The sequence below is a fragment of the Pseudomonas sp. R3.Fl genome (assembly GCF_023516765.1).
Classification (GTDB): Bacteria; Pseudomonadota; Gammaproteobacteria; order Pseudomonadales; family Pseudomonadaceae; genus Pseudomonas; species Pseudomonas citronellolis.
In genome coordinates, this window is record NZ_JAMGSO010000001.1 from 4,467,545 (window position 1) to 4,483,152 (window position 15,608).

The 15,608-nt window shown below is 70.0% G+C and carries 16 protein-coding genes; 6 read left to right on the forward strand and 10 right to left on the reverse strand.

Annotation, left to right across the window (positions count from 1 at the left end; all coding sequences use genetic code 11):
* Positions 1-151: 151 nt before the first annotated feature.
* On the forward strand, positions 152-2,065 hold the full coding sequence (gene speA / locus M8R19_RS19575) for an arginine decarboxylase (protein ID WP_249918658.1): 1,914 nt from the start codon (positions 152-154) through the stop codon (positions 2,063-2,065).
* Positions 2,066-2,350: 285 nt separating this feature from the next.
* Here the strand turns inward: speA and pdxR are convergent, their stop codons facing one another.
* On the reverse strand, positions 2,351-3,769 hold the full coding sequence (gene pdxR, locus M8R19_RS19580; protein ID WP_249918659.1) for a MocR-like pyridoxine biosynthesis transcription factor PdxR: 1,419 nt from the start codon (positions 3,767-3,769) through the stop codon (positions 2,351-2,353).
* Positions 3,770-3,894: 125 nt separating this feature from the next.
* Between pdxR and cbpA the strand changes: the two genes are divergently transcribed.
* Positions 3,895-4,845 carry a curved DNA-binding protein gene (gene cbpA, locus M8R19_RS19585; protein ID WP_249918660.1) on the forward strand — a complete coding sequence of 317 codons (951 nt, stop codon included), beginning with the start codon at positions 3,895-3,897 and terminating at the stop codon, positions 4,843-4,845.
* Complete coding sequence (locus tag M8R19_RS19590) at positions 4,842-5,144, forward strand: chaperone modulator CbpM (RefSeq protein ID WP_074982804.1); 303 nt, start codon at positions 4,842-4,844, stop codon at positions 5,142-5,144. The genes cbpA and M8R19_RS19590 overlap by 4 nt, the downstream gene beginning before the upstream one ends.
* 562 nt (positions 5,145-5,706) lie before the next feature.
* Here M8R19_RS19590 and M8R19_RS19595 read toward each other — a convergent pair.
* On the reverse strand, positions 5,707-6,267 hold the full coding sequence (locus M8R19_RS19595) for an NADPH-dependent FMN reductase (RefSeq protein WP_249918661.1): 561 nt from the start codon (positions 6,265-6,267) through the stop codon (positions 5,707-5,709).
* 186 nt (positions 6,268-6,453) lie between these two features.
* Here M8R19_RS19595 and M8R19_RS19600 point away from each other — a divergent pair, with 186 nt between their 5' ends.
* Positions 6,454-6,651: a hypothetical protein gene (locus tag M8R19_RS19600; protein WP_249918662.1), complete on the forward strand. Its 198-nt coding sequence runs from the start codon at positions 6,454-6,456 to the stop codon at positions 6,649-6,651.
* Positions 6,648-7,481: an arylamine N-acetyltransferase family protein gene (locus M8R19_RS19605; RefSeq protein ID WP_249918663.1), complete on the forward strand. Its 834-nt coding sequence runs from the start codon at positions 6,648-6,650 to the stop codon at positions 7,479-7,481. The genes M8R19_RS19600 and M8R19_RS19605 overlap by 4 nt, the downstream gene beginning before the upstream one ends.
* Here M8R19_RS19605 and M8R19_RS19610 read toward each other — a convergent pair.
* The 5 genes from M8R19_RS19610 to M8R19_RS19630 all read right to left on the reverse strand — a co-directional run bounded on the left by M8R19_RS19610 (position 7,478) and on the right by M8R19_RS19630 (position 11,784).
* Positions 7,478-7,936 carry a DUF2214 family protein gene (locus tag M8R19_RS19610; RefSeq protein ID WP_043268746.1) on the reverse strand — a complete coding sequence of 153 codons (459 nt, stop codon included), beginning with the start codon at positions 7,934-7,936 and terminating at the stop codon, positions 7,478-7,480. The two genes, M8R19_RS19605 and M8R19_RS19610, sit on opposite strands and share 4 nt — an antisense overlap.
* A 112-nt stretch (positions 7,937-8,048) precedes the next feature.
* A complete protein-coding gene (locus tag M8R19_RS19615) occupies positions 8,049-9,398 on the reverse strand; it encodes an MATE family efflux transporter (RefSeq protein ID WP_249918664.1) in 1,350 nt (449 codons plus the stop codon).
* 52 nt (positions 9,399-9,450) lie between these two features.
* The gene (locus M8R19_RS19620) at positions 9,451-9,888 is read right to left on the reverse strand and encodes a YkgJ family cysteine cluster protein (RefSeq protein WP_074982816.1); all 438 of its coding nucleotides are present in this window, start codon (positions 9,886-9,888) and stop codon (positions 9,451-9,453) included.
* Positions 9,889-9,934: 46 nt separating this feature from the next.
* A complete protein-coding gene (locus M8R19_RS19625; protein ID WP_249918665.1) occupies positions 9,935-11,179 on the reverse strand; it encodes a DUF1835 domain-containing protein in 1,245 nt (414 codons plus the stop codon).
* A 155-nt stretch (positions 11,180-11,334) separates the two neighbouring features.
* Positions 11,335-11,784, reverse strand: coding sequence for a DMT family transporter (locus M8R19_RS19630; RefSeq protein ID WP_009613271.1), 450 nt, complete (start codon positions 11,782-11,784; stop codon positions 11,335-11,337).
* Between the two features lie 89 nt (positions 11,785-11,873).
* Here M8R19_RS19630 and M8R19_RS19635 point away from each other — a divergent pair, with 89 nt between their 5' ends.
* Complete coding sequence (locus tag M8R19_RS19635) at positions 11,874-12,308, forward strand: SRPBCC family protein (protein WP_249918666.1); 435 nt, start codon at positions 11,874-11,876, stop codon at positions 12,306-12,308.
* Positions 12,309-12,565: 257 nt separating this feature from the next.
* Here M8R19_RS19635 and M8R19_RS19640 read toward each other — a convergent pair whose 3' ends face one another.
* The 3 genes from M8R19_RS19640 to M8R19_RS19650 form a co-directional block, all read right to left on the reverse strand.
* Positions 12,566-12,853 carry a HigA family addiction module antitoxin gene (locus tag M8R19_RS19640; protein ID WP_043318788.1) on the reverse strand — a complete coding sequence of 96 codons (288 nt, stop codon included), beginning with the start codon at positions 12,851-12,853 and terminating at the stop codon, positions 12,566-12,568.
* 14 nt (positions 12,854-12,867) lie between these two features.
* Entirely contained in the window at positions 12,868-13,146 is a 279-nt protein-coding gene (locus M8R19_RS19645; protein ID WP_249918667.1) for a type II toxin-antitoxin system RelE/ParE family toxin, read from the reverse strand.
* A gap of 334 nt (positions 13,147-13,480) precedes the next feature.
* Positions 13,481-15,508 carry an NADPH-dependent 2,4-dienoyl-CoA reductase gene (locus M8R19_RS19650; RefSeq protein WP_249918668.1) on the reverse strand — a complete coding sequence of 676 codons (2,028 nt, stop codon included), beginning with the start codon at positions 15,506-15,508 and terminating at the stop codon, positions 13,481-13,483.
* Positions 15,509-15,608: the final 100 nt, after the last annotated feature.

Sequence of the window (15,608 nt, forward strand, 5' to 3'; positions counted from 1 at the left end):
ATGCGCCGCGCTCGCGAGTTCGCCACGCTTTCCTAAACTACCGCCAGAGATGGCGGTCAACACGGCAACGTCATACCCGACGTTTAGGCTTGTTGCGTCCGCGCGCTACCCGCGCCGGGCGCTCGACTTTCTTTTCAGGAGACACCCGCGCATGGCCGCAAGACGGACCCGCAAAGACGACGGCAGCAACTGGACGGTGGCGGACAGCCGCAGCATCTACGGTATCCGCCATTGGGGCGCCGGCTATTTCGCGATCAACGACGCCGGCAACGTCGAGGTGCGCCCGCAGGGCGCCGACGCCCAGCCGATCGATCTGCATGCGCTGGTCGGCCAGTTGCGCGAGGCGGGCCTGTCGCTGCCGCTGCTGGTGCGCTTCCCGGACATCCTGCAGGACCGCGTGCGCAAGCTGACCGGCGCCTTCGACGCCAACATCGCGCGCCTGGAATACGGCAGCCGCTACACCGCGCTCTACCCGATCAAGGTCAACCAGCAGGAAGCGGTGGTGGAAAGCATCATCGCCACCCAGAACGTCTCCATCGGCCTGGAAGCCGGCTCCAAGCCGGAGCTGATGGCGGTGCTGGCGCTGGCGCCCAAGGGCGGGACCATCGTCTGCAACGGCTACAAGGACCGCGAGTTCATCAAGCTGGCGCTGATGGGGCAGAAGCTCGGGCACAACGTCTTCATCGTCATCGAGAAGGAGTCCGAGGTGCAGCTGGTGATCGAGGAGGCCGAGCACGTCGGCGTGCTGCCGCAGGTCGGCCTGCGCGTGCGGCTGTCCTCGCTGGCCTCCTCGAAGTGGGCCGACACCGGCGGCGAGAAGGCCAAGTTCGGCCTTTCCGCCGCGCAGCTGCTGTCGGTGGTCGAGCGCTTCCGCAAGGCCGGGCTGGACCAGGGCGTGCGCCTGCTGCACTTCCACATGGGCTCGCAGATCGCCAACCTGGCCGACTACCAGCACGGCTTCAAGGAAGCCATCCGCTACTACGGCGAACTGCGCGCCCTCGGCTTGCCGGTGGATCACGTCGACGTCGGCGGCGGCCTGGGCGTGGACTACGACGGCACCCACTCGCGCAACGCCAGTTCCATCAACTACGACATCGACGACTACGCCGGCGTGGTGGTGGGCATGCTCAAGGAGTTCTGCGACGCCCAGGGCCTGCCGCACCCGCACATCTTCTCCGAGAGCGGCCGCGCGCTGACTGCGCACCACGCGGTGCTGATCACCCAGGTCACCGACGTCGAGCGGCACAACGACGAGCTGCCGAAGATCACCGACCTCGCCGAGCAGCCGGAGATCGTCCAGTACCTGGCCGACCTGCTCGGCCCGACCGATGCCGAGATGGTCACCGAGACCTACTGGCGCGCCACCCACTACATGAGCGACGCCGCCAGCCAGTACGCCGAGGGCAAGATCAGCCTGGCCCAGAAGGCCCTGGCCGAGCAGTGCTACTTCGCCATCTGCCGGCGCCTGCACAATCAGCTCAAGGCCCGCCAGCGCTCGCACCGCCAGGTGCTCGACGAGCTCAACGACAAGCTCGCCGACAAGTACATCTGCAACTTCTCGGTGTTCCAGAGCCTGCCCGACACCTGGGCCATCGGCCAGGTGCTGCCGATCCTGCCGATCCACCGCCTGGGCGAGGAACCGGACCGCCGCGCGGTGCTGCAGGACCTGACCTGCGACTCCGACGGCAAGATCACCCAGTACGTCGACGAGCAGAGCATCGAGACCAGCCTGCCGGTGCATGACGTGAAGGAAGGCGAGGACTACCTGATCGGCGTGTTCCTGGTCGGCGCCTACCAGGAAATCCTCGGCGACATGCACAACCTGTTCGGCGACACCGACTCGGTGAACGTCTACCAGAGCGCCGACGGCAGCTTCCATCACGCCGGCATCGAGACCCACGACACCATCGAGGACATGCTGCGCTACGTGCACCTGTCGCCCGAGGAGCTGATGACCCACTACCGCGACAAGGTGGCCGGCGCCAAGCTCACCGCCCGCGAGCGCACCCAGTTCCTCGACGCGCTGCGCCTGGGCCTGACGCGCTCGGCCTACCTGTCGTCCTGACCGGCACGACCCGCTCTTCGTAGGAGCGAGCTTGCTCGCGAACCTGACCCCGCTGCGGCGGTTGTTCGCGAGCAAGCTCGCTCCTACAGGGCTGCATCACCCATTCGTAGGGCGTATAACCGTTCGCGGTTATACGCCGATTGACCTTGGCCATAGGCGCACACTGGATTCAACCTCGGAACCGCTCCCGGATGTGCCTGCGATCTGGCCTGGGGTGTCCAGTTCAGCCTTGGCGCGTGGGATAAGTGAGGTGTAGCGGCGTATAACCGCGAACGGTTATACGCCCTACGCTCCCATTACCCCCGCCACGCGCCTGGCCAGTTCGGTTGCCTGCCGCTCGTCTTTTACATTGGTGAAGCTCATCACCAGCGCCGGTTCCTGGCGCGCTTCCACACACCAATTATTCAGCGCCTGCAAGCCCAGGCCGGCTTCCCTTGCGCGGGCGGCGATGGCCTTGTCGTCGCCATCGATCCGGCCGATCAGGTGCAGGCCGCCGGGTAGCTCGGCGAATTTCATGCGCTCGCCCAGGCGCCGCTCCAGGGCCGTGCGCAGCAGTTGCCGGCGCTGTGCGTAGAGCGTGCGGGTGCGCTTGAGGTGGCGGGCGAAGTGGCCTTCCGTGATGAAGTCGCACAGCGTCGCCTGCTGCAGCTCGGCGCAGCCGTTGGCGAAGGTCTGCTGGCTGCGCACGAAGCGCTCCAGCAACGGCGGCGGCACCACCAGGTAGCCCAGGCGCAGGGCCGGGTACAGCACCTTGCTGAAGGTCCCGGCGTAGAGCACGCGACCCTGGCGGTCCAGGCTCTTGAGCGCCGGCAGCGGGAAGCCGGCGTAGCGGTATTCGCTGTCGTAGTCGTCCTCGACTATCCAGGCCCCGGCCTGGGCCGCCCAGTCCAGCAGGGCCAGGCGCCGCGGCAGGCTCAGGGCCACGCCGGTGGGGCTCTGCTGCGAGGGCGTGACCAGGGCGAAGCGGGCGTCGGGCGCGTGGCGCAGGCCTTGCTCCACGCACAGGCCGTCGCCGTCCACCGGCACCGCGACCGGCCGGGCGCCGGCTGCGGCCATCAACTGGCGCCCGCGCGGGTAGCCGGGGTCCTCGTGCCAGAAGGCATCGCCGGGTTGCAGCAGGGTGCGGCTGATCAGGTCCAGCGCGCCCTGGTAGCCGGCGCAGATCAGCACCTGGGCCGGCTCGCAGGCGATCCCGCGGGACACGTTGAGGTAACCGGCCAGCGCCTCGCGCAGCGGGGCGTAGCCGCAGGGATCGGGGTAGGCCAGCTCGACGTCGGCGGTGTTGCGCAGGCGGCGCGCGGCCAGGCGCGACCACAGCGCCTTGGGGAAGGCGTCCAGCGCCGGCAGGCCGAGTTGCAGCGGCAGCACCTGCGGGCCGTGGGCGATCAGCCCGGGCAGCACCTGCTCCGGTTGCGGCGCCAGGCGCGCCGGGCGCTCGGCGTTGCGCCCCGCCAGTTGCGGCGAAACCACGGTGCCCGCCGGGCCACGGGCCAGCAGATAGCCTTCGCTGGTCAGCAACTGGTAGGCCAGCTCCACGGTGCCGCGGGCCACGCCCAGTTCGCTGGCCAGGCCGCGCACCGGCGGCACCCGCTCGCCCGGGCGCAGGGTGCCGCGGGCGATGGCCTCGCGGATGCGCTCGTAGAGCTGGCGGTAGATCGGCTGCGCCAGGCCGGGGTCCAGGCGCAGGGCGAGGGGCTCGGTCATGGCCTGGTTCGCTGCGGAGGTTGTGGAAAAAATGACTATGCCATGACGCGGATCAGCCGTCGCGAGCGGACGAGTGCCGCGCCAGCGGCTAGGCTTGCAGTTCCAGACCCGGGAGCAGCAAGGCGATGGACTTCAAGGATTACTACGCGGCGCTGGGCGTGGCGCCGGACGCCGACGAAAAGGCGATCAAGACCGCCTACCGCAAACTGGCGCGCAAATACCACCCCGACGTCAGCAAGGAGGCGGACGCCGAAGCGCACTTCAAGGAAGTCTCCGAGGCCTACGAGGTGCTCAAGAGCCCCGAGAAGCGCGCCGAATACGACCAGTTGCGCCAGTACCAGCAGAGCGGCCGCTTCGAGGCCCCGCCGGGCTGGCAGCCGTCCGGCGGCTTCGAGGGTGCCGAGCATTTCCAGGAGCAGGATTTCTCCGACTTCTTCGAGTCGATCTTCGGCGCCCACGCCGGCCCGCAGGCGCATCGTCGGCGGGAAGCTCGCGGTCGCGACATCGAGCTGGAAGTGCCGTTGTTCCTGGAGGAAAGCCAGTCCGGCGAGCCGCAGCCGATCCGCTTCGGCCTGCCCAGCTACGACGAGCAGGGCCGGCGCCGGCCCGACGTGGAGAAGACGCTGAAGGTGCGCATTCCCCCGGGCGTGGTGGACGGCGAGCGCATCCGCCTGAAGGGCCAGGGCGCGCCCGGCATCGGCGGCGCGCCGGCCGGCGACCTCTACCTGATCATCCGCCTGGCGCCGCACCCGCTGTTCGACGTCGACGGCCGCGACCTCGTCCTCAGCGTGCCGCTGGCGCCCTGGGAAGCGGCGCTGGGGGCGAAGATCGAGGTGCCCACCCTGAACGGCCGCATCGCCCTCAGCGTGCCGCCGGGCAGCCAGAGCGGCCAGCGCCTGCGCATCCGCGGCAAGGGCCTGGCCGGCAAGGGCGAGGACCCCGCCGGCGACCTCTACGCGGTGCTCAAGGTGGTGATGCCCAAGGGCGCGCCCGAGGGCGAGACGCGCAAGCACTGGGAAGAACTGGCCGCCCGCGCGGCCTTCGATCCACGCAGCCAGTGGGGTAAACGGCCATGAGCGACATACTGCTGAGCCTGGAGCTGGAAGAGCTCTGCGAGGGCGCGCGGCTGCCGCGCGAGACGCTGCTGGAGATAGTCGAGGTCGGCATCGTCGAGCCCCTGGAACGGCGGGGCGACACCTGGCTGTTCAGCGTCGAGTCGCTGACCCTGGTGCGCCGCGCGGTGCGCCTGCAACGCGAGTTCGAGGTGGACTGGCCGGGCATCGCCCTGGCCCTGCGTCTGCTCGACGAGGTGGAGCAGCTGCGCGCCGAGAACGCCCGCCTGCGCCAGCGGCTGGCGCGTTACGAGGAAGATTGAAGGGGCGGGGGAGTCCGCCCCGCCCCACGTTCCCCATGTAGGAGCGCGCCCTGCGCGCGAAATCGCGGGCAGGGCCCGCTCCTACAGGTTGCCGGGAGGCGCGGTATTCCTCCCCGTAGGAGCGGACCTTGTCCGCGATAGCCGGAGGTATCGGCGCGGATCGCGGGTGAGATCCGCTCCTACGCTGCCCCACCCGCACCATTCCAATGTAGGAGCGCGCCCTGCGCGCGAAATCGCGGGCAGGGCCCGCTCCTACAGGTTGCCGGAAAGCACGGTGTTTCTCCCCGTAGGAGCGGACCTTGTCCGCGATAGCCGGATATCCCGGCGCGGATCGCGGATGAGATCCGCTCCTACGCTGCCCCACCCACGCCATTCCATGTAGGAGCGCGCCCTGCGCGCGATTTCGTGGGCAGGAAGGCACACCGTTGCCCTGGAACGATGACGCGTTACGAGGAGAATGATGCTCTTCGTAGGAGCGAGCTTGCTCGCGAACAATCCCCGCTGCGGAGGTGGTTCGCGAGCAAGCTCGCTCCTACAAAAACGGTTCGGCGCGGCGCGGGCCTCAGGCCCCGGCGATCTTCTCCACCCAGCGGGCGTAGCTGTCGATGATGGTCTGCAGGAAGGGCCTGACCTGGTCGTTGGCCTTGCCGGCGGCGTCGAAGAAGTTGCCGGCGCCGCCCAGGTAGGTTTCCGGCTGCTGCATGCAGGGCACGTCGAGGAACACCAGGGACTGACGCAGCGCATGGTTGGCGCCGAAGCCGCCGATGGCCCCCGGCGAGACGCTGACCACGCCGCCCGGCTTGCCGCCCCAGGCGCTCTTGCCGTATGGGCGCGAGCCCACGTCGATGGCGTTCTTCAGCGCCCCCGGCACCGAGCGGTTGTATTCCGGGGTGACGAACAGCACCGCGTCGGCGCGGCGGATGCGCTCGCGGAAGGGCGCGTAGGCGGCCGGGGCGTTGTCGCCGTCCAGGTCCTCGTTGTACAGCGGCAGCTGGCCGATCTCGACGATCTCCAGCTTCAGGTTCGCCGGGGCCCGCTCGGCCAGGGCCAGGGCCACCTTGCGGTTGAGGGATTCCTTGCGCAGGCTGCCGACCAGCACGGCGACGTCGAAGACTTTGCTCATGGGCGTTTCCTTGTGGGCGAGGGGAGTCGGGAACCTTCGTTATAGACGAGAAATGTGGCATTCGCGGGAGCGCTGCGCGGATCGGTCGCGAGGCCATGTCCCAGTCTTTCAATCGATTCTTGGCTCTGTCGACTGTGCCATGGCGCCCCTAGAGTGGCCCCATCCACTCTCCAGACGAGGTCGAACATGTGCACGAGAATCTTCTTCGCCGGCGCCACCGGCGCCGTGGGCAAGCGCCTGTTGCCCATATTGCTGGCGCTGGAGTGGGGCGCGCCCGGGTGCTACAACCTGGCGGAGCAGGACACCGAGGTCAGCACCGCGCTGGCGCGCCACCGGCTTGGCTGGCAGCCGGGCTTCCGTCTGGCCCGAGGAGAGACCCCATGACGCCACTCACCCCCTTCACCCCGCAGCAACTGCAGGCCTGCCTGGCGCGCCTCGGCCTGCCGCCGCAGCCGCCGGCCGCGACCCTGCAGAGCCTCGAACGCCTGGTCGACGCGGCGCTGCACCACCTGCCTTTCGAGAACCTCGACGTGCTGCTGGCGCGGCCCGTCGCCATCGAGCCGGAGGCGGTCTTCGCCAAGGTCGTCGAGGGTGGCCGCGGCGGCTACTGCTTCGAGCTGAACAGCCTGTTCGCCCGCCTGCTGGCCAGCCTCGGCTACCGCGTCGGCCTGCTGGTGGCGCGGGTGCGCTGGGGCATGCCGGCGGAGGTCGAGCGCACCCAGCAGAGCCACCTGCTGCTGCGCATCGAGCTGGACGAGGGGCCCTACCTGGCGGATGTCGGCTTCGGCGGCGCCAACCCGCCGCGGCCGCTGCCGCTGGTGATCGGCGAGGAGCTGCCCGGCGGCTGGCGCATCGCGCCCCACGACGGCGACGAACTGGAACTGGCGCTGCACACCGCCAGCGGCTGGCAGGCGCTGTACCGCTTCATCCTGCAACCGCAGCACTGGGTCGATTACCTGCAGCGCAACTGGTACACCTCGACGCACCCGGACAGCGTGTTCCGCAAGGGCCTGCGGGTGGCGCTCAGCGAGGGCGACAGGCGCCTGACCCTGCTCGACGGCCAGTTCGGCTGGCGCGATGCCAAGGGCAACGCCGAGCAGCGGCGGATTCTCGACGTGGACGAACTGATCGAGGTGCTGCGCGGGCGCTTCCAGCTGCGCCTGCCGCCGGCCACCGCCGAGGCCCTGCGCGAGCCCCTGGCGCGGCTGCTCTAGCTGCCGGTCATGCCGATGCCGTGGGCCATCAGGCTGGCCAGCAGCGGCAGGATCAGCATCGCCAGCAGCTCGATGCGGATCACCAGCGTCACCCGCCGGCCCTGGGCCTCGCCGACCTGCGGGGCCTGGCCGGCCTTGAGCGCGTTGCGCCAGTTGAGGAAGGTCAGCGTCGGGTAGATGGACAGCAGCGCCACCAGCACGAACAGGCCGACCAGGGCGTGGAAGGCGGCGTTGTGCAGGTAGTAGTCCAGGCCCTTGGCGAACCACAGGGTGCGGGCGATGCCGCTGAGCAGCACGACGCCGGCGCTGGCGCCGTAGGCCAGGTCGATGATCACCAGGCTGCGGGCGCGCCTGGCGTCCAGCGGCAGCTGGAACAGGCGGTGCTCCAGCACCAGCAGGGCGAACATCACGAAGATGGAGATGAAGTGCAGGTAGGCAACCAGGGCTGAAGCCATGTCGTCGGTTCCTTGTCAGGCGTGGGCCGTGGTCTGCGCCACGGCTTCGTTGTGCTCGGCGCGATCATGGGCGCCGCCTGGCACTTTAGAGCGCGGCGGCGGCGCCTGCCAGTCAGGCCGAGGGTACGCCGAGCCAGGCGTCGCGGCGCGTCAGGCGCCAGGCGTAGGCGGCGAGGATCAGCCCGCGCAGCAGCATGAAGCTGAGGAACGCCAGCCACAGCCCATGGTTGCCCAGCGGCTGCAGCAGCCAGCCCAGCGGCAGGCTCACGGCGCAGGCCAGGAGCATGGCGTTGCGCATCTCGCGGGCGCGGGTGGCGCCGATGAACAGCCCGTCCAGCAGGTAGCTCCACATGCCGATCAGGGGTAGCACGGCGAGGTACGGCAGGTACTGGTCGGCCACCGCGCGCACTTCGGGGATGTCGCTCTGCAGGGCGATGAACAGGTGCCCGGCGCTGCCGAAGAACAGCACGAAGGCCAGGCTGGCCAGCAGCGACCAGCCGCAGGCCACCAGCAGCGAGCGGCGCAGCGTGCGGCGGTCGCCGCTGCCGATGGCGTGGCCGCACAGGGCCTCCACCGCGTGGGCCAGGCCGTCGAGGGCGTAGGAGGTGATCATCAGGCCGTTGAGCAGCAGGGCGTTGGCCGCCACCGTGGCGTCGCCCAGGCGCGCGCCCTGCACGGTCACCAGGAAGAACACGCCCTGCAGCGCCAGGCTGCGGATGAAGATGTCGCGGTTGACCATCAGCAGCGGCGCCCAGCTCACCCAGCGGCGCAGGCGGCGCCAGTCCGGCACGCCGGGGAAGCGCCCCAGCGCGCCGCGGGCCAGCCACAGGCCGAGGGCCGCGCCGCTCCACTCGGCGATCACCGAGGCCTGCGCGGCGCCGGCCACGCCCCAGCCCAGGCCGAGCACGAAGAGCAGCTCCAGGGCGATGTTCACCAGGTTGGTGGTCAGCAGGATGGCCAGCGGCCCGCGGGCGTTCTGCGTGCCCAGCAGCCAGCCGATCAGCGCGTAGCTGGCCAGGGCCGCGGGCAGGCCGAACAGGCGGATGTGGAAGAACTGCCGGGCCAGGCCGTCGAGTTCCGGCGAGGCGTTCATCAGGCCCATGGCCACGGGCGTCAGCGGCAGCGCCAGCAGGCCCAGCAGCAAGGCCAGGCCCATCGCCAGCAGCAGGCCCTGGCCGAGGATGCGCCGCAGCGCGCCGCCATCGCCGCGCCCGGCGGCCTGGGCGGCGAAGCCGGTGGTGCCCATGCGCAGGAAGCCGAGCACGCCCACCAGCAGGGTGTACAGGCTGCCGCCCACGGCCACGGCGCCCAGCTGGTGGGCGTGGGGCAGGTGGCCGATGACCGCGCTGTCGACCAGGGTCACCAGCGGCACGGATACGTTGGACAGGATCATCGGCGCGGCCAGCGCCCAGACCCTTCGGTGGGTCGGGCGATCGCGCCAGGCGTCGCTCAGTGGGTTCATGCAAGGCTCCGCAGCAGCGCCGCAGTATAGCGGGGCCGGAGCGTCCGCGGCCTTATGCCTGCTTCTTGCGGTAGGCGCAGTAGCCCGGGCGCGGGCCCACCTGCGGGTGGTTGCGGCAGGTGTCCGGGCGCTTGGCGTAGACCGTGCACAGGCGCGTCTTGCGGTCCAGGTACAGGCAGTCGCCGTTGCTGCTGCGGGTGAGGGTGAAGATGCCGCTCTTCTGGTTGAAGCGCTCGACCAGGCCTTCCTTGCTCAGGCGCTTGGCGATGTTCTTCGCCGGCTCCTCGCGTTCGAACTCGTCCACCACGCCCAGGCGGATGAGGTCGCCGATGCGCACTTCCACCGGCATGGTGCAGCAGGTGGCGTGGCAGTCGCGGCACAGGCCCGAGCTGTACTTGGCCCAGGTTTCCAGGCGGTCGAGTTCGGCGTTGGCGATCAGCGGGGGTTTTCTCATGGCGGCGGCACGGTGCGTTGCGGGGCGCGCAATCATAGTGGCCTGGCTGGCGGATTGCGCGCCCTTTCGACGAAAAGCCGGCTCAGCCGCGCCAACGTGGTTGCAGGCCGTCGTCCAGCGTCCAGTGCGGTTGCCCCGGGCGCAGGCGCACGCCGCCGACCCAGCGTTCGGCGGCCAACTGGTCCAGGCCGTGGCGCTCGCCGGCCAGCACCTGGCGGCCCAGCGCGGTGAGGCGCACCGGGCGCTGCGCCCAGGCCAGCTGCGGCTCGGCTTCGACCAGCAGCGGGGTGGGGCTGTCGATCAGCGGGCGCATCAGCACGTGGAACATCAGGTCGCCCAGGTAGGGCAGGGGTTCACGGTGCGTCATCAGCTCGGCGAACACCCGGCCCAGGGGCAGCTCGCTGCGCTCGGCGACTACGCCCAGGCTCAGGCGCTCGGTCAGCGACAGGCCGTCGCGCGCGCCGGGCAGTTCCTGCAACTGGCGGCGCAGGGCGTTGCCCAGCAGCGGCAGTGCCGGTGTCGGTTTGCTGGCCAGCGTGGCCCAGGCCTGTGGCGAGGGTTGGCGGTAGGCGTCCCAGGCTTCGCGGGCCAGCAGCAGGGCTTCTTCGCCCAGCGGCCGGCGTTGCGGCCAGAGCCAGGCGAGCAGGTCGGGGGCCAGTTGGCCGATGCCGATGAAGCGCTGCACGCCGGGCACCCGGTCGGTCTCGATCAGCTCCAGGCGCTCGGGCAAGCGCGGCAGGCCGGCGAGCACGCGGATCAGGAACAGCTGGTCGTAGGCATCGGCCTCGCACCAGAGCACCACCCGCTGGCGCTCGGGTAGGCTGTCGAGCAGGGCGTATTCGTCCTGGGTGCGGCGCAGGGCGTCGGCCGCGGGGATGTCGAAGGCCTGGCTGACGAAGGCCGCGCGCAGCTGGCGGAAGCTTTCTTCCGGCAGCGCCGGCACGGGGCCCATGCTCAGCGGGTCGGCGAACATGCGGAACTCGCCGCGGAAGCCGGCGAGTTCCAGGCTGTGGGCGATGTCGTTGCCGCAGCGCAGGTGCAGGCAGGCGGCTTCGTCGCCGCTGGCGAAGTCCGGGTGGCGCGCGGCGAAGGCGATGGCCTCGACGTGGGCCTTGAGCTTCGGCCAACTGGCGAAGCCCAGTTCCCGCGCCAGCAGCCATTGGCAGTCGGCCAGCCGCGGCGGATGGCCAAGGCCGTGCGGGGCCTGGGCGTGGAGGCGTTGCAGGGCTTGCGCCTGGCCGGCGCGCAGGTCGCGCAGCAGGGTCTTGGCGTGCTGACGTTGGCGGTCGAGATCGATGCGGCCGTCGTGGCCGGAAGTCGGGGACATACGAGCTCCTTTCGGGCCGGGTCCGCTGTCGGGCCGGAGTCGTATGGAAAGTCGGCGGATGCATCACCTGGGTGAACCCTTTCCGCGGACCGGTGGCGTGGTGGACGCCGCCGCCCGACTATAGCGGCGGCGCCCGCGCCGGGCAATGCCGGCGCTCAGCCCTTGCGGATCAGCCAGATGCCTACGCCGATGGCGGCGATGCCGGCGAGCTTCAGGGCGCTGATGGGGTTCTCCCTGAAGCCGGCCCAGCCGAAGTGATCGAGCGCCATGGCCATGCCCAGCTGGCCGGCCAGCACCAGCACCATGAACAGCAGGGCGCCGACCCGCGGCGCGGCGAAGGCGGCGATGAAGATGAAGAACATGCCGAGGAAGCCGCCGCACCAGTGCCACCAGTGCAGCGAACGCAGTGCCGGCACGCCGGGGAACTCGCGGTTGGCGAGGGTCAGCACCAGCAGGCCGAGGGTGCCGACGAAGAAGGAGATCAGCGCGGCGGCCAGCACGCTGGACACCTGCTTGGCCAACTGGCCGTTGATGCCCGCCTGCAGCGGCAGGCAGGTACCGGCGATCAGCGGCAGGACGAACATCCACCAGGGCGGCGTGGGCATGGGGTACTCCTTGGCAGTCGAAGCGAAAAGGACAGCCGGCTAGTATGCACCAGACCGGAGCAGCGCTCCCGCTTCCCAGGAGAGAAACCATGGGCACCTCCGCTTCCCGCACCCTGGCCGCGCGCATCGAGCGCCCCTGGCAGGTGGCCTACGACTTCCTCGCCGAGCCGCGCAATTTCCCGCGCTGGGCCTCGGGCCTGTGCAGCGCCATCGAACCGCTGGACGCCGACCACTGGCTGGCGCAAACGCCGCAGGGGCCGCTGCGGGTGCGCTTCTCGCCGCGCAACCCGTTCGGCGTGCTGGACCACGACGTGCTGCCCGAAGACGCCCCGCCCATCCACATCCCCCTGCGCCTGATCGCCAACGGCGACGGCTGCGAACTGCAGCTGACCCTGCTGCGCCAGCCGGCGATGGACGACGCCGCCTTCGAACGCGATGCGCAGTGGGTGGCGAAGGACCTGGGGGCGATCAAGGCATTGCTGGAGTCGGAGGAGCTGCCTTGGACGATGGGGTTTTCGCCGTGAAGTTTGGGGCGGGCGCTTCGAGGTTGAACGCGGAGCGTGTTTGGGGCCAAGGTCAGGCGGCGTATAACCGCGAACGGTTATACGCCCTACGCCACTTGTAGGCGCCGCTGCTTTTCGTAGCCTGTAGGATGGGTTGAGCGAAGCGATACCCATCACCGTGACCGCATGGGTTTCGCAGGCTCAACCCATCCTACGAAATGCACCTGGTGCAGCCGGCAGATAATTGTTCCTACGAAGGGGCCTCGGGATTTCCCGCTTTATGCCACTGCCTGCAGCCGGGGGATCGGTGGATGGGGTTGCTGGCTGACCTGCCAGAGGTCGTAGGCGGCCTGCATCGCCAGCCAGTGCCGGGCGCTGGACAGGCCGGCCTGTTCCAGGCGCCAGGCCAGGTCGGCGCTGATGGGCGCGCGGCCATGCAGCACCTTGGACAGGTGCGGCCGGCTGAAACCCAGGTGCGCGGCCAGCGCGGTGACCGACAGGCACAGGGCCGGCAAAACATCCTCGCGCAGGATTTCGCCCGGGTGGGGTGGGTTGTGCATGGCCATGGCGAGCCCTCCGCTCAGTGGTAGTCGAGGTAGTCCAGCAGTTCCGCGTCGGTGCCTTCGAAGCGGAAGATCACCCGCCAGTTGCCGGAGACGCTGACGGACCAGTAGCCCCGCAGCGTGCCTTTCAGCCCATGCAGGCGATAACCGGGCAGGTCCATTTCCCTGGGGTCCTTGGCGGCATCCAGGGCAGCAAGGATGCGCAGCAGCCTGGACACATGGTCAGCCCTGACGCCGCGATGATCCCCGTGCAGGTAAAGGGCACGCAGGCCCTTGTGGCGGAAGCTCCTGATCATCGGCGGACTGTAATCTAATAGATTACAGCTTCCTGAGCCGAGATGCTTGTAGGATGGCGCCGCTTCTCGTAGGAGCGAGCTTGCTCGCGAATGGGGTCTCCCGGATGCATTGGCATTACGCCGACCTCCGCTCCCTCTCCCCAGCCCTCTCCCTGAAGGGAGAGGGGGCTTGTCCGTGCCGGCTGGGAATAAGGTTTTAGCCGGGAAACATAGAGGTGTTTCCGGCTGACTGCTTGGTGCCCGTTTCTGCCGAACGGTCCCCTCTCCCTTCAGGGAGAGGGTTAGGGAGAGGGCGCTTTGCGGAACCGCACCAAACCCCCCAACAGAACACCCCTCACAACCGCGCCCCCAACTCCGCCCCCTCCCTGATCGCCCGCTTGGCATCCAGCTCGCGCGCCAGGCGGGCGCCGCCGATGATGTGGTGGCGCAGGTTCTCCGCGGCCTGGGTGGGGTGCAGTTCCAGCAGCGGCTCCTGGCCGGCGCAGATCACCACGTTGTCCACCGCCAGGCACTGTTCGCGGCCGTCCATGCGGATGTGCAGGCCGGCGTCGTCGATGCGCAGGTATTCCACGCCGCCCAGCATCCGCACCTGGTGGTGCCTCAGGTGAGCGCGGTGGACCCAGCCGCTGGTCTTGCCCAGGCCGGCGCCGGGCGTGCCCGGTTTGCGCTGCAGCAGCCAAAGCTGGCGTTTCGGCGTGATCGGCGTGGGCCTGCGCAGCCCGCCCGGTGTGCTGTTGTCCAGGTCGATGCCCCATTCGCCCAGCCACTGGCCCAGCGGCTGCGGGCCTTCGCGTTCGGCGAGCAGGAAGCTGGCGACGTCGAAGCCGATGCCGCCGGCGCCGATCAGCGCCACCTTCCGGCCCACCGGCGCGCCGTTCAGCACGTCGAGGTAGCCGAGCACTTTGGGATGCTCGATGCCCGGGAGCTTCAGCGCTCGCGGGCGGATGCCGGTGGCGACTATCACCTCGTCGAACTGCCCTTGCAGCTCACCGCGGGCGATATGCCGGTTCAGCTGCAGGTCCACGCCCAGCTCGGCCAGGCGCACGGCGAAGTAGCGCAGGGTTTCGCCGAACTCTTCCTTGCCGGGGATGCGCCGGGCCAGGTTGAACTGTCCGCCGATCGCGCCGCTGGCCTCGAACAGGCTGACGCGGTGGCCGCGCTCGGCCGCCACGCAGGCCGCCGAGAGCCCGGCGGGGCCGGCGCCGATCACCGCGATGCGCTTGGGCTGGCGCGCCTTGCGGTAGCGCAGCTCGGTCTCGTGGGCGGCGCGCGGGTTGACCAGGCAACTGGCGCGGCGATTGGCGAAGGCGTGGTCGAGGCAGGCCTGGTTGCAGGCGATGCAGGTGTTGATGCGCCCGGGCTGGCCGGCGGCGGCCTTCTGCACGAACTGCGGATCGGCCAGCAGCGGCCGGGCCAGGGACACCAGGTCCGCCTGGCCGCTGGCGAGCAGCGCCTCGGCCAGTTCCGGGGTGTTGATGCGGTTGCTGGCGATGAGCGGGATGCGCAGTTCGCGGCGCAGGCGCGCGGTCACCTCGGCGAAGGCCGCGCGCGGCACCGAGGTGACGATGGTCGGCACCCGCGACTCGTGCCAGCCGAAGCCGCTGTTGAGCACATCGACGCCGGCCTCCTGCAGCGCCAGCGCCACCTGGCGCACCTCGTCCCAGGTGTTGCCGCCTTCCACCAGGTCGAGCAGCGACAGGCGGTAGCCGATGACGAAGCGCTCGCCCGCCGCGCGGCGGATGCGCCGGACGATCTCCAGCGCCAGGCGCATGCGGTTCTCCAGGCTGCCGCCCCAGCGGTCCTGGCGGCGGTTGCCGCGCGGGCAGAGGAACTGGTTCAGCAGGTAGCCCTCGCTGCCCATGATTTCCACCCCGTCGTAGCCGGCGGCGCGGGCCAGGCGCGCGCAGCGGCCGAAGGCGGCGATGGTGCGGGCGATGCCGCGTTCGGACAGTTCGCGCGGGGCGAACCAGCTGATCGGCGACTTGAGCGGTGAGGCCGAGACCACCAGCGGGTGGTAGCCGTAGCGCCCGGCGTGGAGTATCTGCAGCAGGATGCGCCCGCCCTCGGCGTGTACCGCCTGGGTCAAGCGGCGATGCGCCGGTACCTGCAGGCTGCCGGTCAGGTCGCTGCCCAGCGGCAGCAGCCAGCCCTCGCGGTTGGGCGCGAAGCCGCCGGTGATGATCAGCCCCACGCCGCCGCGGGCGCGCTCGCGGTAGTAGGCGGCGAGCTTGCCGAAGTCCCACAGGCGGTCCTCCAGGCCGGTGTGCATGGAGCCCATGACCACGCGGTTGCGCAGCTGCAGCGGGCCGATCCGCAACGGGGCGAGCAGGTGAGGGTAGGGGCTGGCGTCGGTGGCGTGCATGCTGGCTTCGTCGGCAGGGCGATGAGCGCACCATAGGAAGTTGCGCGGCGCCGGTGAACGGCCCGGCTGACGGCTGCCGCGGGCATTTGGGCCAAGCCGC

What these genes read in the sequence shown, in the direction of transcription:
- speA (WP_249918658.1), top strand. Translation starts at nt 152, where the DNA reads ATGGCCGCAAGACGGACCCGCAAAGACGACGGCAGCAACTGGACGGTG.
- pdxR (WP_249918659.1), bottom strand. Translation starts at nt 3,769, where the DNA reads ATGACCGAGCCCCTCGCCCTGCGCCTGGACCCCGGCCTGGCGCAGCCG.
- cbpA (WP_249918660.1), top strand. Translation starts at nt 3,895, where the DNA reads ATGGACTTCAAGGATTACTACGCGGCGCTGGGCGTGGCGCCGGACGCC.
- M8R19_RS19590 (WP_074982804.1), top strand. Translation starts at nt 4,842, where the DNA reads ATGAGCGACATACTGCTGAGCCTGGAGCTGGAAGAGCTCTGCGAGGGC.
- M8R19_RS19595 (WP_249918661.1), bottom strand. Translation starts at nt 6,267, where the DNA reads ATGAGCAAAGTCTTCGACGTCGCCGTGCTGGTCGGCAGCCTGCGCAAG.
- M8R19_RS19600 (WP_249918662.1), top strand. Translation starts at nt 6,454, where the DNA reads ATGTGCACGAGAATCTTCTTCGCCGGCGCCACCGGCGCCGTGGGCAAG.
- M8R19_RS19605 (WP_249918663.1), top strand. Translation starts at nt 6,648, where the DNA reads ATGACGCCACTCACCCCCTTCACCCCGCAGCAACTGCAGGCCTGCCTG.
- M8R19_RS19610 (WP_043268746.1), bottom strand. Translation starts at nt 7,936, where the DNA reads ATGGCTTCAGCCCTGGTTGCCTACCTGCACTTCATCTCCATCTTCGTG.
- M8R19_RS19615 (WP_249918664.1), bottom strand. Translation starts at nt 9,398, where the DNA reads ATGAACCCACTGAGCGACGCCTGGCGCGATCGCCCGACCCACCGAAGG.
- M8R19_RS19620 (WP_074982816.1), bottom strand. Translation starts at nt 9,888, where the DNA reads ATGATTGCGCGCCCCGCAACGCACCGTGCCGCCGCCATGAGAAAACCC.
- M8R19_RS19625 (WP_249918665.1), bottom strand. Translation starts at nt 11,179, where the DNA reads ATGTCCCCGACTTCCGGCCACGACGGCCGCATCGATCTCGACCGCCAA.
- M8R19_RS19630 (WP_009613271.1), bottom strand. Translation starts at nt 11,784, where the DNA reads ATGCCCACGCCGCCCTGGTGGATGTTCGTCCTGCCGCTGATCGCCGGT.
- M8R19_RS19635 (WP_249918666.1), top strand. Translation starts at nt 11,874, where the DNA reads ATGGGCACCTCCGCTTCCCGCACCCTGGCCGCGCGCATCGAGCGCCCC.
- M8R19_RS19640 (WP_043318788.1), bottom strand. Translation starts at nt 12,853, where the DNA reads ATGGCCATGCACAACCCACCCCACCCGGGCGAAATCCTGCGCGAGGAT.
- M8R19_RS19645 (WP_249918667.1), bottom strand. Translation starts at nt 13,146, where the DNA reads ATGATCAGGAGCTTCCGCCACAAGGGCCTGCGTGCCCTTTACCTGCAC.
- M8R19_RS19650 (WP_249918668.1), bottom strand. Translation starts at nt 15,508, where the DNA reads ATGCACGCCACCGACGCCAGCCCCTACCCTCACCTGCTCGCCCCGTTG.